Raw genomic sequence first — 13,444 nt, 5'->3', positions numbered from 1 at the left:
GTTATTTCCCTTTCAAGGTCAGCGCTTCGTCCACGAGCGCCTGCTGTTGTGCTTTGTGCATGGAGGCCAGGCCGGTTGCGGGCGAGGCGCTGGCGGCGCGACCGACATAGATCGGACGGCCATGTTTGGCTTTGATGCGGCCGAGGACCCATTCGAGGTTGGGTTCGATGAAGGACCAGGCCCCCTGATTTTTCGGCTCTTCCTGACACCAGAACATTTCGGCGCCCTTGAAGCGTTCGAGTTCCTTGACCAGCGTCATCGCCGGGAAGGGGTAATACTGCTCGATCCGCATCAGATAGACATCGTCGATGCCGCGGGCGTCACGTTCTTCCAGCAGGTCATAGTAGACCTTGCCCGAGCACATGACGACGCGTTTGACCTTTTCATCCGCCACGAGCTTGGTGTCGGAGTGGCCTTTTTCGGCGTCATCCCAAAGCACGCGGTGGAAGGAGGAGCCGGTGGTGAAAGCCTCGGCATCCGAGACGGCCAGTTTGTGACGCAGAAGCGATTTCGGCGTCATCAGGATCAGCGGCTTGCGGAAGGTGCGGTGCAGCTGACGGCGCAGGATGTGGAAGTAGTTGGCGGGCGTGGTGCAGTTGGCCACGATCCAGTTGTCGCCACCGCACATGGTCAGGAAACGTTCCAGACGGGCAGAGGAGTGCTCGGGGCCCTGACCCTCGTAGCCGTGCGGCAGCAGGCAGACGAGGCCGGACATGCGCAGCCATTTGGCTTCGCCCGACGAGATGAACTGATCGAACATGATCTGCGCACCGTTGGCGAAATCGCCGAACTGCGCCTCCCACAGGACCAGCGCGTTGGGTTCGGACAGCGAATAGCCGTATTCAAACCCCAGCACGGCATATTCCGACAGCATCGAGTCGATGACTTCGTAATGGGCCTGCCCCTCGCGGACGTGGTTCAGCGGATAGTACCGCTCTTCAGTTTCCTGATTGATCAGGCCCGAGTGGCGATGCGAGAAGGTGCCGCGGGTGCTGTCCTGACCGGACAGGCGCACCGGATAGCCTTCGCTGACCAGTGAGCCAAAGGCCAGCGCCTCGCCGGTGGACCAGTCAAAGCCGGTGCCGCTGTCGAACATCTGTTTCTTGTTCTCAAGCAGGCGTTCCACGGTTTTATGCAGCGGGAAGCCATCGGGCGCGCGGGTCAGCGCGGCGCCGATCTGCTGCATGGTTTCGGGCTTGATCGCGGTTTTGCCGCGCTGGTATTTCTTTTCGTTCTGACGATCGAGATGCGACCAGCGCCCATCCAGCCAGTCGGCCTTGTTGGGTTTGAATTCCTTGCCCGCCTCGAATTCATCATTCAGGAAGGACTGGAACGCGGCTTTCATATCCTCGATCTCGCCTTCGGGGATCAGGCCGTCCTTGACCAGCCGTTCGGTATAAAGGCTGAGCGTCGTCTTATGACGCTTGATCTTTTTATACATGATCGGGTTGGTGAACATCGGCTCGTCGCCTTCGTTGTGACCGAAGCGGCGATAGCAGAAGATGTCGATCACGACATCCTTGTGGAATTTCTGGCGGAATTCGGTCGCCACTTTGGCGGCGTGGACCACGGCCTCGGGGTCGTCACCGTTGACGTGGAAAATCGGCGCTTCGACCACCAGCGCGTTGTCGGTGGGATAGGGCGACGAGCGCGAGAAATGCGGCGCGGTGGTGAAACCGATCTGGTTGTTCACCACGATGTGGATCGTGCCGCCGGTCTTGTGCCCGACCAGACCCGAAAGGCCGAAACATTCTGCCACAACGCCCTGACCGGCAAACGCCGCGTCGCCGTGCAGAAGGATCGGCAGGCAGGTGATGCGCTCTTTGTCATTGGCCTGCGCCTGTTTGGCGCGGACCTTGCCCAGAACGACCGGGTTCACGGCCTCGAGGTGGCTGGGGTTGGCAGTCAGCGACAGGTGCACGGTGTTGCCGTCGAATTCACGATCCGAGGAGGCGCCGAGGTGATATTTCACATCGCCCGAGCCGTCGACATCATCAGGTTTGAAGCTGCCACCCTGAAATTCGTTGAAAATCGCGCGGTAGGGCTTGCCCATGACATTGGCCAGCACCGAAAGGCGGCCACGGTGCGGCATGCCGACCACGATATCGCGCACGCCCAGACTGCCGCCGCGCTTGATGATCTGCTCCATCGCGGGGATCAGCGCCTCGCCACCATCAAGGCCGAACCGCTTGGTGCCCATGTATTTGACGTGCAGGAATTTCTCGAAGCCTTCGGCCTCGACCAGCTTGTTCAGGATCGCTTTGCGGCCTTCGCGGGTGAACTGAATTTCCTTGCCGAAGCCTTCGATCCGCTCTTTCAGCCAGCCGGCCTCTTCGGGGTTCGAGATGTGCATGTATTGCAGGGCAAAAGTGCCGCAATAGGTGCGCTTCACGATGTCGATGATCTGCCGCATCGAGGCGATTTGCAGGCCCAGCACGTTGTCGATGAAAATCGGGCGGTCCATGTCGGCTTCGGTGAAGCCATAGGATTTCGGGTCGAGTTCCGGGTGCGGGGTCTGATCTTGCATGCCCAGCGGATCAAGGTCGGCGGCCAGGTGGCCCCGGATCCGGAAGGCGCGGATGATCATCAGCGCGCGGATGCTGTCCAGAACGGCGCGTTTGACCTGCTCATCGCTGAGCTGAATGCCCTTGTCGGCGGCTTTGGCGGTGATTTTCTTGCCGGCATCGCGGGTTTCCGCAGGGGCGGCGGGCCATTCGCCGGTCAGGGCGGCGGTCAGGTCATCGGCCGGCACGGGTGGCCAGTCGGCGCGCGCCCACGAGGGGCCTGCGGCCTCGGCCTTCACGTCCAGATCGGTATCCCCCATCTGGCGGAAGAACTCTTGCCACGCCTCATCGACCGCGTTGGGGTCGTTGGCATAGCGGGCGTAGAGTTGTTCGAGATATTCCGCATTGTGCCCCTGCATGAAGGAAGAGGCGTGGAAAACGTCGTTGGGGGATTGTTCGGTCATCTTCAGTTACTCCTGAAAACCAAAACTTTGGTATGTATTGATGGTGGCGTCTGCGATTACGGACTGGCCGATCTTCTGCGCCAACGCCGCGCGGTTCAGTAGAGTGATTTGCACATAGCGTTGCGAGTGGGCTTCGGAGCTGTTGATTTGAGGCAGCGCCTTGAGGTCTTCGCCGGTTTCCGAGGGCAGACCCGCATGGGTGCGAATATCCTGCATCCGGGGCGCATCAACGGCAAAGCGGCATTCGATTTCGGTCCCACCGGTCATGGTTTTACGCCACAGCACATGCACCGCATCGGTGTCGCGGGTCAGGACGCGGCTTTTGCTGGCTGGGATGTCCTGCTTTTGGGTATAGGCGCGCATTGTTTTCTGCTGAAGCTCATGGATCGTTTGCAAGGTCTCGCCGCCACTGTCGCTTGCGAAATAGCCCGCAATCAGGGGCCAGACCAGCATCTCGACACTTGCGTCGGGCACTGGCGAGGTGACCGTCCAGGCGTCGGCTTGCAGGCGTGTCACCACACCGTCGATATCCGTCGCGGGCAGAAGGCAGCGGTTGGCGGAGGCAAGAATGCCGTCGCCAGATTGTGCAAGGACCGGGCCGGTTGAGCCAAGGGAGGCGCAGAGCGCCACCAAGGTAAAAATATTTCCCAACCGGCCCGACATGTTTTTAACCGATCGCCTTGATCACGGCCTCGCCCAGAGTGGCGGGGCTGTCAGCGACTACGATCCCGGCGGCTTTCATCGCCTCGATCTTGCTTTCCGCGTCGCCTTTGCCACCGGCAACGATGGCGCCAGCGTGGCCCATACGACGACCCGGAGGTGCGGTGCGACCTGCGATGAAGCCAGCGGTGGGTTTCCAGCGGCCTTTTTTCTTCTCATCGGCCAAGAACTGTGCGGCTTCTTCTTCTGCCGAGCCACCGATTTCACCGATCATGATGATCGACTGCGTTTCGGGGTCTGCGAGGAACATTTCCAGCACGTCGATGTGTTCTGTGCCTTTGATGGGGTCACCGCCGATGCCGACAGCCGAAGACTGACCCAGGCCCAGATCGGAAGTCTGTTTCACGGCCTCGTATGTCAGCGTGCCCGAACGGGACACAACACCACAGGTGCCACGCTTGTGGATGTGGCCGGGCATGATGCCGATTTTGCAGGCGTCCGGCGTGATGACACCGGGGCAGTTCGGGCCGATCAGGCGGCTTTTGCTGCCTTCCAGCGCGCGCTTGACGCGCATCATGTCCAGAACCGGGATGCCTTCGGTGATGCAGATGATCAGCTCCATCTCGGCGTCGATCGCTTCGAGGATACTGTCGGCGGCGAAGGGCGGCGGCACATAGATGACCGACGCGTTGGCTTCGGTCACGTGCTTGGCTTCGTGGACCGAGTTGAACACGGGCAGGTCCAGATGGGTGGAGCCGCCTTTGCCGGGGGTCACGCCGCCAACCATTTTGGTGCCGTAAGCAATCGCCTGCTCGGTGTGGAAGGTGCCCTGCGAGCCGGTGAGGCCCTGACAGATGACTTTGGTATTTTCGTTTACGAGAACTGCCATTGGATTACCCTTTCACCGCTTTGACGATCTTCTGAGCGCCATCTTTCAGGTCGTCCGCAGCGATCACGGCCAGGCCAGAGGTGTTGATGATCTCTTTGCCCTTTTCGACGTTGGTCCCTTCGAGGCGCACAACCAGTGGCACCTGAAGGCCGACTTCCTTGACCGCGGCGATCACGCCTTCGGCGATGACGTCGCAGCGCATGATGCCGCCGAAGATGTTGACCAGAATGCCTTTGACCTGCGGGTCAGAGGTGATGATCTTGAAGGCTTCGGTGACTTTCTCTTTGGTGGCGCCGCCACCGACATCGAGGAAGTTGGCAGGCTCTGCGCCGTAGAGTTTGATGATGTCCATCGTGGCCATCGCCAGACCGGCACCGTTCACCATGCAGCCAATTTCACCGTCCAGCGCGATATAGTTCAGGTCGAACTTCGACGCGGCCAGTTCTTTGGGGTCTTCTTCGGTTTCGTCGCGCAGGGCGGCAACGTCGCCGTGGCGATAGATCGCGTTGCCATCAAAGCTGACTTTGGCGTCGAGCACTTTGAGGTCACCGGAGCCTTCGAGGACGATCAGCGGGTTGATCTCCAGCATCTCCATGTCCTTGTCGGTGAAGGCGCGATAGAGATTGCCCATCAGAGCGACGCACTGTTTGACCTGTGCACCTTTCAGCCCGAGGCTGAAGGCGACGCGACGGCCGTGGAACGCCTGGTATCCAGTGGCCGGGTCAACCGAGAAGCTGAGGATTTTCTCAGGGGTGTTGGCTGCGACTTCTTCGATGTCCATGCCGCCTTCGGTGGAGCAGACGAAAGAGACGCGCGAGGTCTGACGATCCACCAGCAGAGCGAGGTAGAGTTCGGTTTCGATGTCCGAGCCGTCTTCGATGTAGACGCGGTTGACCTGCTTGCCTGCCGGACCGGTCTGATGTGTGACCAGTGTGCGGCCCAGCATCTTCTTGGCTTCTTCGGCGGCTTCTTCGACCGACTTGGCCAGGCGGACGCCGCCTTTTTCGCCAGCGTCGGCCTCTTTGAATTTGCCTTTGCCGCGCCCACCTGCGTGGATCTGCGCCTTGACCACCCAAAGGGGTCCGTCAAGTTCACCTGCTGCGGTTTTGGCATTCTCGGCCTTCAGGACAACACGTCCGTCTGAAACCGGGGCACCATATTCGCGAAGCAGAGCTTTCGCCTGATATTCATGGATGTTCATGAAACTGTCCCGTCTTGCTACGATTAACAGCGGGTTTGGCACAGCGCGGGGCATTAATTAAACGGTTTTTTGCCGGTGGGTGGGTTTTAGCGGATATTTCCGCGTTTTGTGATCACAGTTTTCGGGGGTGTGATCACAAAAGATCATTTGAGTAAAAGTGTCGCATTTGAAAAGGAATCAGGGCCGCAAAGAGCGGCCCTGAGTGTCAGGTTACAACCGTGCAGGCGCTTAGGCCAGCGACGGGTCGATTTCTTTGCAGGCCGCAACAAGGCCTTTGACCGCGTCAACGGATTTGTCGAACATGGCTTGCTCGTCCTTGGTCATCTTGATGTCGATGACCTTTTCGATACCGCCGGCGCCAATCACGGTGGGCACGCCCACGTAGAAGCCGTTCAGGCCAAGGGCGCCGTCAACATAGGCCGCGCAGGGCAGGACGCGCTTTTGGTCTTTCAGATAGGCTTCGGCCATTTCGATGGCCGAGGTGGCGGGCGCATAGAAGGCCGAGCCGGTCTTCAGCAGGCCAACGATTTCGGCGCCGCCGTCACGGGTCCGCTGAACGATCGCGTCCAGTTTGTCCTGTGTGGTCCAGCCCATCGAAACCATGTCGGGCAGGGGAATGCCGCCAACGGTGGAATAGCGGGTCAGCGGCACCATGGTGTCGCCGTGGCCGCCCAGAACGAAGGCGGTAACGTCGCGCATCGACACGCCGAATTCGACGCTGAGGAAGTGACGGAAGCGGGCGCTGTCCAGAACGCCAGCCATGCCGCAGACTTTTTCATGCGGCAGGCCCGAAAATTCGCGCAGCGCCCAGACCATCGCATCAAGCGGGTTGGTGATGCAGATCACGAATGCGTTCGGGGCGTGCTTGGCGATGCCTTCGCCGACCGATTTCATAACCTTGAGGTTGATGCCCAGCAGGTCATCGCGGCTCATGCCCGGTTTGCGGGGCACACCGGCGGTCACGATGCAGACGTCGGCACCGGCGATATCGGCGTAATCATTGGCGCCGGTCATGGTGGCGTCGAAGCCTTCCGAGGGGCCGGATTCAGCAATGTCGAGCGCCTTGCCCTGGGGCGTGCCTTCGGCAATATCGAACAGGACGATGTCGCCGAGTTCTTTCAGAGCTGCGAGGTGTGCAAGGGTGCCACCGATCTGTCCTGCGCCGATAAGGGCAATTTTGGGTCTGGCCATGGAATTCATCTCCGGTCCGGTTGAAAATCGCGCTTGGCGTAGTCTCTTCCGGGCGTTCGCGCAAGTGTGCTGCGTTGCGGCGGTTGTCGGTTTGTGACTGTCCTGCGGCGATTTTTTCAGTAAAAACAGGGGGGAGCGGGGATTTGGAGGGCAAAGCAGGATGCAACTGGACTGGGCGTTTTTTGCCGTCGCTGCCCCGGCTGTCACATTTGCGGGCGTTTCCAAGGGCGGCTTTGGGTCGGGGGCGGCCTTTGCTGCGGCCTCGATTCTGGCACTGGTGCTGGAGCCGGGGCAGGCGCTGGGGATCATGCTGCCGCTGCTGATGCTGATCGATCTGGCGACCTTGCGACCCTATTGGCAGAAGTGGAGCTGGCCCGACGCGCGGCTGCTGATCCTGGGCGGGGTGCCGGGGGTGGCGCTGGGGGCGTGGCTGTACCAGGTGGCCGACGCCGATCTGTTCCGGTTGCTGATCGGGGGCATATCGCTGCTGTTCGTGCTGTGGCAGGTGGCGCAGAAATCCGGGCTGATCTGGCCCGCGCGTCGGGCGCTGCCGGGCTGGGCCGGGGCGCTGGCGGGGGTGGTCGCGGGGTTTACCAGTTTCGTCAGCCATGCGGGCGGGCCACCTGCGGCGGTGTATCTGCTGTCGCGCGGGTTGGGAAAGACGCCGTTTCAGGCGACGACGGTGCTGATTTTCTGGGTGATCAATATCATCAAGTTCGTGCCCTATGCGGTGTTGGGCATTTTCACCGCGCAGTCGCTGTTGGCGGATCTGATGCTGGCGCCGTTTGCAGTGCTGGGGGCGTGGTTGGGCGTGAAGGCGCATCACCGTGTTCCCGAGCGGATGTTTTTCGGCCTGACATATGTTTTGCTGACGGTGACGGGCCTGAAACTGATCTGGGAAGGCATGACCTGACAGGGTTAAACGCAGCGGCACAGGGCAGCACGGGGCGGCTTTTTTCTGCGTCGCGGCAAATCCGCCCTTGAAATTTTCGCAGAAATTGGGCCATGTCCGCGCAAGATTATTACGGGAGAGACTCAATGGACATGCGCGCACGCCCCTATCGTTCGGTACTTTATATCCCCGGTTCCAAGGACCGGGCGCTGGACAAGGCGCGCAGCCTGCCGGTGGATGCGATCATCTTTGATCTGGAAGATGCCGTCACTCCCGACGCCAAGATCGAGGCGCGCACAACGCTGGCGGCGGCGCTGGCGGCGGGCGGATATGGCGACAAGGTCAAGATCATCCGTATCAACGGGCTGGATACCGAATGGGGCGCGGGCGACGTGGCCGCGCTGAAGGATGCCGATGCCGATGCGTTTTTGCTGCCCAAGGTGAACTCGGCCGCAGATGTGCAGGCGCTGGCGGATCTTTTGGGCAATGACACCCCGATCTGGGCGATGATGGAAACGCCGCTGGCGATCCTGAACGCGCTGGAGATCGCGGCGCATCCGCAGTTGAGCGGGTTTGTCGCCGGAACCAACGATCTGGCCAAAGAGCTGAACTGCCGATTCCGCGCGGACCGTCTGCCGATGCAGATGGCGTTGCAGACCATCCTGATGGCGGCCTGCGCCCACGGCGTGGTGGCGATTGACGGGGTGTACAACCAGTTCAAGGACGACGAGGGCCTGAAGGTTGAGTGCGATCAGGGCCGCGATCTGGGCTTTGACGGCAAAACACTGATCCATCCGGCGCAGGTGGATGTGGCCAACGTCGCATTTGCCCCCTCCGAGGCCGAGATCGAGCTGGCGCAACGCCAGATCGCCGCCTTCGAAGAAACCGAGGCCGCAGGGCAGGGCGTTGCGGTTGTGGACGGCAAGATCGTTGAAAACCTGCATGTCGAAACGGCGAAAAAGACCCTTGCCAAGGCCAAGGCCATTGCCGATCTGGCCAAATAGGCCGCATACAGGCCCAGACAACCTGAGGAGAATCCCATGATACTGCTTGTTCTGGGCGTGGCCCTGTGGTCCGCCGCACATCTTTTCAAACGGCTGGCCCCCGAGGCGCGGGCCAAAATGGGCGACAAGGGCAAGGGGCCGATTGCGCTGCTGCTGTTCGTCGCGATCGTGCTGATGGTCATTGGATATCGCGGTGCTGACGGCGCGTTTTTCTGGGGCCGCACCCCGGCGCTGACCGGGATCAACAACCTGCTGATGCTGCTGTCGGTGTATCTGTTCGCGGCGTCCGGGATGAAGACCGGGATCGCGCGGCGTATGCGTCACCCGATGCTGATCGGGGTCAAGGTCTGGGCGCTGGCGCATTTGCTGGTGAACGGCGATGTGCCGTCGTTCGTGCTGTTTGGCGGGCTGATGGCCTGGGCGGTGGTCGAGGTGATTTTGATCAACCGGGCTGAACCTGTCTGGGTCAAACCCGAACCCGTGCCGGTGAAAAAGGAAGTCATGGCCGCGGTTGGCACGCTTGTCGTGTTCGGCGCGATTGCCGGAATTCACATCTGGCTGGGCTACAACCCGTTTGGATAAGACCATGAAACTGTACCGTTTTCTTAGCGCCGATGATACGTCAGCCTTTTGTCATAAGGTGACGGCGGCGCTGAACAAAGGGTGGGAGCTGCATGGCGGGCCGACCTATGCTTTTGACGCGGCCAACGGCGTGATGCGCTGTGGGCAGGCCGTGGTGAAAGAGGCCCCCGGCACATACACCCCCGACACCAAACTGGGAGACCACTGATGGCAAAGACCAACGCGGGCCGCTTTTTCGAGGATTACAAAATCGGCGATGTGATCGAACACGCCGTGCCGCGCACCGTTTCAGGGGGCGAGCGGGCGATGTATCACGCGCTGTATCCGATGCGTCACGCGCTGTATTCCTCGGATCAGTTTGCGCGCGATTGTGGCCTGCCGGAAAGCCCGCTGGATGATCTGGCGGCGTTTCACGTGGTGTTTGGCAAGACCGTGCCGGATGTGTCGCTGAATGCGATCGCCAATCTGGGCTATGCCGAGGGGCGCTGGCTTCAGCCGGTCTATGAGGGCGACACGCTGCGGTCGGTGTCGGAAGTGATCGGGCTGAAGCAGAACTCGAACGGCAAATCCGGTGTGGTTTATGTGCGCACGCAGGGGCTGAACCAGCTGGATGACGTGGTGCTGGAATATGTGCGCTGGGTGATGGTGCGCAAGAATGATCTGGACGCGCCCGCGCCCGAGACCGTGGTGCCAGAGCTGAAAACTGTGATCCCGGCGTCGGATCTGGTGATCCCCGAGGGGCTGAATTTCGGCGCCTATGATTTCACGTTGGCGGGCGAGCCGCATCGCTGGGGGGATTACGAGGTCGGCGAGGTGATCGACCACGTTGATGGTGTGACCATTGAGGAGGCCGAGCACATGCTGGCCACCCGCCTGTGGCAGAACACCGCCAAGGTGCACTTCGATGCGACCTTCCGGCCCGACGGGCAGCGGCTGATCTATGGCGGGCACATCATTTCGATGGCGCGGGCGCTGTCGTTTAACGGTCTGGCGAATGCGCAGATGATTGTCGGGCTGAACGGCGGGGCGCATGCCAACCCGTGTTTCAGCGGGCTGACAGTCAAGGCATGGTCCGAGGTTCTGGACAAGGCCGAGACATCGGCGCCGGGCGTTGGTGCGATCCGTCTGCGTCTGGTCGCGACCTGCGGCGGCGAGGCATTCAAGCTGAAGGGCGAGGACGGCAAATACCTGCCCGAGGTTCTGCTGGATCTGGATTACTGGGCCTTGATGCCGCTGTAAGCGATTGGTTTCCGGCGGCGGTACCCTTGCGGTAGCCGGGCGAGACTCACTCAATTTACCGAGTATTTCTGTCGGATTTATATTGTGATCACAGTGGCAATTCCTGTGATCACAACGCCCGCCCAAACATGGTTTTCGACGTATTTTCATGCCGCAGCTGCATCCGTTCTGCGTGACACGCGCAAAAAAAACGTTATGAAAGAGGCAAGCAAGGGAACCCTGAAAGGATATGATATGGCCGATGTGAAACGGGTCGAGCGCCCACTTTCGCCGCATATTTCCATCTATCGCCCGCAGCTGACCTCCATCACCTCTATTCTGACGCGGATCACGGGCAATGCCCTGGCAGTGACAGCTTTGCTGGTGGTGTGGTGGTTGCTGGCGGCTGCAACCAGCCCCGAATATTTCGCCACCGCCAATGCGGTCGTGACCTCGTGGTTCGGCGATCTGGTCTTCACGCTGTCGCTGTGGGCCATGTGGTATCATTATCTGGCCGGTCTGCGGCACCTGTATTTCGATGCGGGCAAGGGTCTGGATATTCCCACCGCTGAAAAGCTGGGCTGGGGTATCATCATCGGGTCGGTTGTTCTGACCCTTCTGACCATCGTGATCGTGTAAGGAGGCCATCATGCGTTACCTGACCGCCCGCAAACGCGCCGAGGGCAAAGGCCCCTCGCACACCGGAACCGAACATCACTGGCATATGCAGGTCAGCGCCGTTGGCCTGGCTTTCCTGGTGCCGCTGTTCATCTTCATCTTCGGCAGCGCCCTTGGTGGCACCTATGAAGAGGTGATCGCCACCTTCTCGCGGCCGATCCCGGCGATCCTGACGGCGCTGGTGATTTTCGTCGGCCTGCAGCACTTCAGCAAGGGTGCCCAGATGATGATTGAAGATTACGCGCATGGCACCACCCGCAAGGCGCTGATCATGTTTGTGATCGGCCTTTCGTATGCCCTGACCGCCGTGGGGCTGTTTGCCCTGGCCAAGATCGCGCTTTGAGGAACTGAAAAATGGCAGCTTACACCTACGAAACACATGAATATGACGTGGTCGTCGTGGGCGCTGGTGGCGCTGGCCTGCGTGCGACGCTGGGCATGGCCGAACAGGGTCTGCGCACCGCCTGCGTGACCAAGGTTTTCCCGACGCGTTCGCACACCGTTGCCGCACAGGGCGGCATTGCCGCCTCGCTGTCCAACATGGGCCCCGACAACTGGCAGTGGCACATGTATGACACGGTCAAGGGCTCTGACTGGTTGGGTGATACCGACGCGATGGAATACCTGACGCGCGAAGCCCCCAAGGCGGTTTACGAGCTGGAACACTATGGTGTGCCGTTCAGCCGGACCGAGGAGGGCAAGATTTACCAGCGCCCCTTCGGTGGCCACACCACCGAGTTTGGCGAAGGCCCCGCCGTGCAGCGCACCTGTGCTGCTGCCGACCGCACCGGCCACGCCATTCTGCACACGCTGTATGGTCAGTCGCTGAAGAACAACGCTGAATTCTATATCGAATATTTCGCCATTGATCTGATCATGTCGGATGATGGCGTATGTCAGGGCGTTGTCTGCTGGAAGCTGGATGATGGCACCATGCATATCTTCAACGCCAAGATGGTCGTGCTGGCCACGGGCGGCTATGGCCGGTCGTATTTCAGCGCCACGTCGGCCCATACCTGCACCGGCGACGGTGGCGGCATGGTCGCGCGTCAGGGTCTGGCGTTGCAGGACATGGAGTTCGTTCAGTTCCACCCGACCGGCATCTATGGCTCGGGCTGCCTGATCACCGAAGGCGCACGCGGCGAAGGCGGGTATCTGACCAACTCTGAAGGCGAACGGTTCATGGAGCGTTACGCGCCCCAGTACAAAGACCTTGCGCCGCGCGATTACGTGTCACGCTCGATGACGATGGAGATCCGCGAAGGCCGCGGTGTGGGGGCCGAGGGCGACCATATCCACCTGAACCTGTCGCACCTGCCGCCCGAAGCTCTGGCAGAACGTCTGCCGGGGATTTCCGAAAGCGCCAAGATTTTCGCAGGTGTTGATGTGACCAAGGAACCGATCCCGGTTCTGCCGACGGTGCATTACAACATGGGCGGTATCCCGACCAACTATTGGGGTGAAGTGCTGAACCCGACCGCCGAGAACCCGACCGCCGTTGTGCCGGGTCTGATGGCTGTGGGCGAAGCGGGCTGTGCCTCGGTGCATGGGGCGAACCGGTTGGGTTCGAATTCGCTGATCGACTTGGTGGTGTTTGGCCGGGCCGCGGCGATCCGCGCGGGCAAGGTTGTGAACCCCGAAAGCGCCAGTCCGGTGCTGAACACCGCGTCGGTCGATGCCGCGTTCGATCGCTTCGACGGTCTGCGCAATGCCAAGGGCGGCGTGCCCACGGCCGAGCTGCGGCTGGAGATGCAGAAGACGATGCAGGCCGATGCCGCCGTGTTCCGTACCGCCAAGACCCTGTCCGAAGGCGTCGAAAAGATGACCGAGATCGCCGCCAAGCTGGGCGACCTTCAGGTCAGCGACCGGTCGCTGGTCTGGAACAGCGACCTGATGGAAACGCTGGAACTGACCAACCTGATGCCCAACGCGCTGGCCACCATCGTCGGGGCCGAAGCGCGCGAGGAATCGCGTGGCGCCCATGCCCACGAAGATTTCCCGGCCCGCAATGATGAAAAGTGGCGTGTCCACACCATCAGCCGGGTGACGGGCAACAAGGTTGATCTGTCTTACCGCCCGGTCATCACCGCTCCGTTGACGACCGAAGCCGAAGGCGGCATCAGCCTGAAGAAAATCGCGCCCAAAGCGCGGACGTTCTAAG

At 60.8% G+C, this 13,444-nt stretch carries 13 protein-coding genes; 8 read left to right on the top strand and 5 right to left on the bottom strand.

What is annotated here, in order from left to right; all coding sequences use genetic code 11:
- Position 1: 1 nt before the first annotated feature.
- The 5 genes from BSF79_RS07135 to mdh form a co-directional block, all read right to left on the bottom strand.
- Positions 2 to 2,968 carry a 2-oxoglutarate dehydrogenase E1 component gene (locus BSF79_RS07135; RefSeq protein ID WP_090269182.1) on the bottom strand — a complete coding sequence of 989 codons (2,967 nt, stop codon included), beginning with the start codon at positions 2,966 to 2,968 and terminating at the stop codon, positions 2 to 4.
- A gap of 6 nt (positions 2,969 to 2,974) precedes the next feature.
- Positions 2,975 to 3,631, bottom strand: a complete 657-nt coding sequence (locus BSF79_RS07130; RefSeq protein WP_090269181.1) for a hypothetical protein — start codon at positions 3,629 to 3,631, stop codon at positions 2,975 to 2,977.
- Between the two features lie 4 nt (positions 3,632 to 3,635).
- Complete coding sequence (gene sucD, locus BSF79_RS07125; protein ID WP_090269180.1) at positions 3,636 to 4,517, bottom strand: succinate--CoA ligase subunit alpha; 882 nt, start codon at positions 4,515 to 4,517, stop codon at positions 3,636 to 3,638.
- Positions 4,518 to 4,521: 4 nt separating this feature from the next.
- On the bottom strand, positions 4,522 to 5,718 hold the full coding sequence (gene sucC / locus BSF79_RS07120) for an ADP-forming succinate--CoA ligase subunit beta (protein ID WP_090269179.1): 1,197 nt from the start codon (positions 5,716 to 5,718) through the stop codon (positions 4,522 to 4,524).
- Between the two features lie 228 nt (positions 5,719 to 5,946).
- Positions 5,947 to 6,909, bottom strand: coding sequence for a malate dehydrogenase (gene mdh / locus BSF79_RS07115; RefSeq protein ID WP_090269452.1), 963 nt, complete (start codon positions 6,907 to 6,909; stop codon positions 5,947 to 5,949).
- Between the two features lie 160 nt (positions 6,910 to 7,069).
- Between mdh and BSF79_RS07110 the strand changes: the two genes are divergently transcribed.
- The 8 genes from BSF79_RS07110 to sdhA all read left to right on the top strand — a co-directional run bounded on the left by BSF79_RS07110 (position 7,070) and on the right by sdhA (position 13,443).
- Positions 7,070 to 7,822: a sulfite exporter TauE/SafE family protein gene (locus BSF79_RS07110; protein WP_090269178.1), complete on the top strand. Its 753-nt coding sequence runs from the start codon at positions 7,070 to 7,072 to the stop codon at positions 7,820 to 7,822.
- A gap of 125 nt (positions 7,823 to 7,947) precedes the next feature.
- Complete coding sequence (locus BSF79_RS07105) at positions 7,948 to 8,805, top strand: HpcH/HpaI aldolase/citrate lyase family protein (protein ID WP_090269177.1); 858 nt, start codon at positions 7,948 to 7,950, stop codon at positions 8,803 to 8,805.
- Between the two features lie 36 nt (positions 8,806 to 8,841).
- Entirely contained in the window at positions 8,842 to 9,387 is a 546-nt protein-coding gene (locus tag BSF79_RS07100) for an NnrU family protein (RefSeq protein ID WP_090269176.1), read from the top strand.
- Positions 9,388 to 9,391: 4 nt separating this feature from the next.
- The gene (locus BSF79_RS07095) at positions 9,392 to 9,595 is read left to right on the top strand and encodes a DUF1737 domain-containing protein (protein ID WP_090269175.1); all 204 of its coding nucleotides are present in this window, start codon (positions 9,392 to 9,394) and stop codon (positions 9,593 to 9,595) included.
- Entirely contained in the window at positions 9,595 to 10,626 is a 1,032-nt protein-coding gene (locus tag BSF79_RS07090; RefSeq protein WP_090269174.1) for a MaoC family dehydratase, read from the top strand. Before BSF79_RS07095 ends, BSF79_RS07090 begins: the two co-directional genes overlap by 1 nt.
- A gap of 234 nt (positions 10,627 to 10,860) precedes the next feature.
- Positions 10,861 to 11,244 (top strand): succinate dehydrogenase, cytochrome b556 subunit, encoded by a 384-nt coding sequence (sdhC, locus tag BSF79_RS07085; RefSeq protein ID WP_090269450.1) that lies wholly within the window; start codon positions 10,861 to 10,863, stop codon positions 11,242 to 11,244.
- 10 nt (positions 11,245 to 11,254) lie between these two features.
- Positions 11,255 to 11,626 carry a succinate dehydrogenase, hydrophobic membrane anchor protein gene (gene sdhD, locus BSF79_RS07080; RefSeq protein WP_090269173.1) on the top strand — a complete coding sequence of 124 codons (372 nt, stop codon included), beginning with the start codon at positions 11,255 to 11,257 and terminating at the stop codon, positions 11,624 to 11,626.
- 11 nt (positions 11,627 to 11,637) lie between these two features.
- Positions 11,638 to 13,443, top strand: a complete 1,806-nt coding sequence (gene sdhA / locus BSF79_RS07075; protein WP_090269172.1) for a succinate dehydrogenase flavoprotein subunit — start codon at positions 11,638 to 11,640, stop codon at positions 13,441 to 13,443.
- Position 13,444: the final 1 nt, after the last annotated feature.

The sequence above is a fragment of the Thalassovita taeanensis genome (assembly GCF_900110775.1).
In the GTDB taxonomy this organism is placed as follows: Bacteria; Pseudomonadota; Alphaproteobacteria; order Rhodobacterales; family Rhodobacteraceae; genus Litorimicrobium; species Litorimicrobium taeanense.
Note: the sequence above shows the minus strand (reverse complement) of the source record. Positions and strands in the feature narration are given on the sequence as shown.

What these genes read in the sequence shown, in the direction of transcription:
- sdhA (WP_090269172.1), top strand. Translation starts at nt 11,638, where the DNA reads ATGGCAGCTTACACCTACGAAACACATGAATATGACGTGGTCGTCGTG.
- BSF79_RS07135 (WP_090269182.1), bottom strand. Translation starts at nt 2,968, where the DNA reads ATGACCGAACAATCCCCCAACGACGTTTTCCACGCCTCTTCCTTCATG.
- BSF79_RS07095 (WP_090269175.1), top strand. Translation starts at nt 9,392, where the DNA reads ATGAAACTGTACCGTTTTCTTAGCGCCGATGATACGTCAGCCTTTTGT.
- sdhD (WP_090269173.1), top strand. Translation starts at nt 11,255, where the DNA reads ATGCGTTACCTGACCGCCCGCAAACGCGCCGAGGGCAAAGGCCCCTCG.
- BSF79_RS07105 (WP_090269177.1), top strand. Translation starts at nt 7,948, where the DNA reads ATGGACATGCGCGCACGCCCCTATCGTTCGGTACTTTATATCCCCGGT.
- BSF79_RS07110 (WP_090269178.1), top strand. Translation starts at nt 7,070, where the DNA reads ATGCAACTGGACTGGGCGTTTTTTGCCGTCGCTGCCCCGGCTGTCACA.
- BSF79_RS07090 (WP_090269174.1), top strand. Translation starts at nt 9,595, where the DNA reads ATGGCAAAGACCAACGCGGGCCGCTTTTTCGAGGATTACAAAATCGGC.
- sucC (WP_090269179.1), bottom strand. Translation starts at nt 5,718, where the DNA reads ATGAACATCCATGAATATCAGGCGAAAGCTCTGCTTCGCGAATATGGT.
- sucD (WP_090269180.1), bottom strand. Translation starts at nt 4,517, where the DNA reads ATGGCAGTTCTCGTAAACGAAAATACCAAAGTCATCTGTCAGGGCCTC.
- mdh (WP_090269452.1), bottom strand. Translation starts at nt 6,909, where the DNA reads ATGGCCAGACCCAAAATTGCCCTTATCGGCGCAGGACAGATCGGTGGC.
- BSF79_RS07130 (WP_090269181.1), bottom strand. Translation starts at nt 3,631, where the DNA reads ATGTCGGGCCGGTTGGGAAATATTTTTACCTTGGTGGCGCTCTGCGCC.
- sdhC (WP_090269450.1), top strand. Translation starts at nt 10,861, where the DNA reads ATGGCCGATGTGAAACGGGTCGAGCGCCCACTTTCGCCGCATATTTCC.
- BSF79_RS07100 (WP_090269176.1), top strand. Translation starts at nt 8,842, where the DNA reads ATGATACTGCTTGTTCTGGGCGTGGCCCTGTGGTCCGCCGCACATCTT.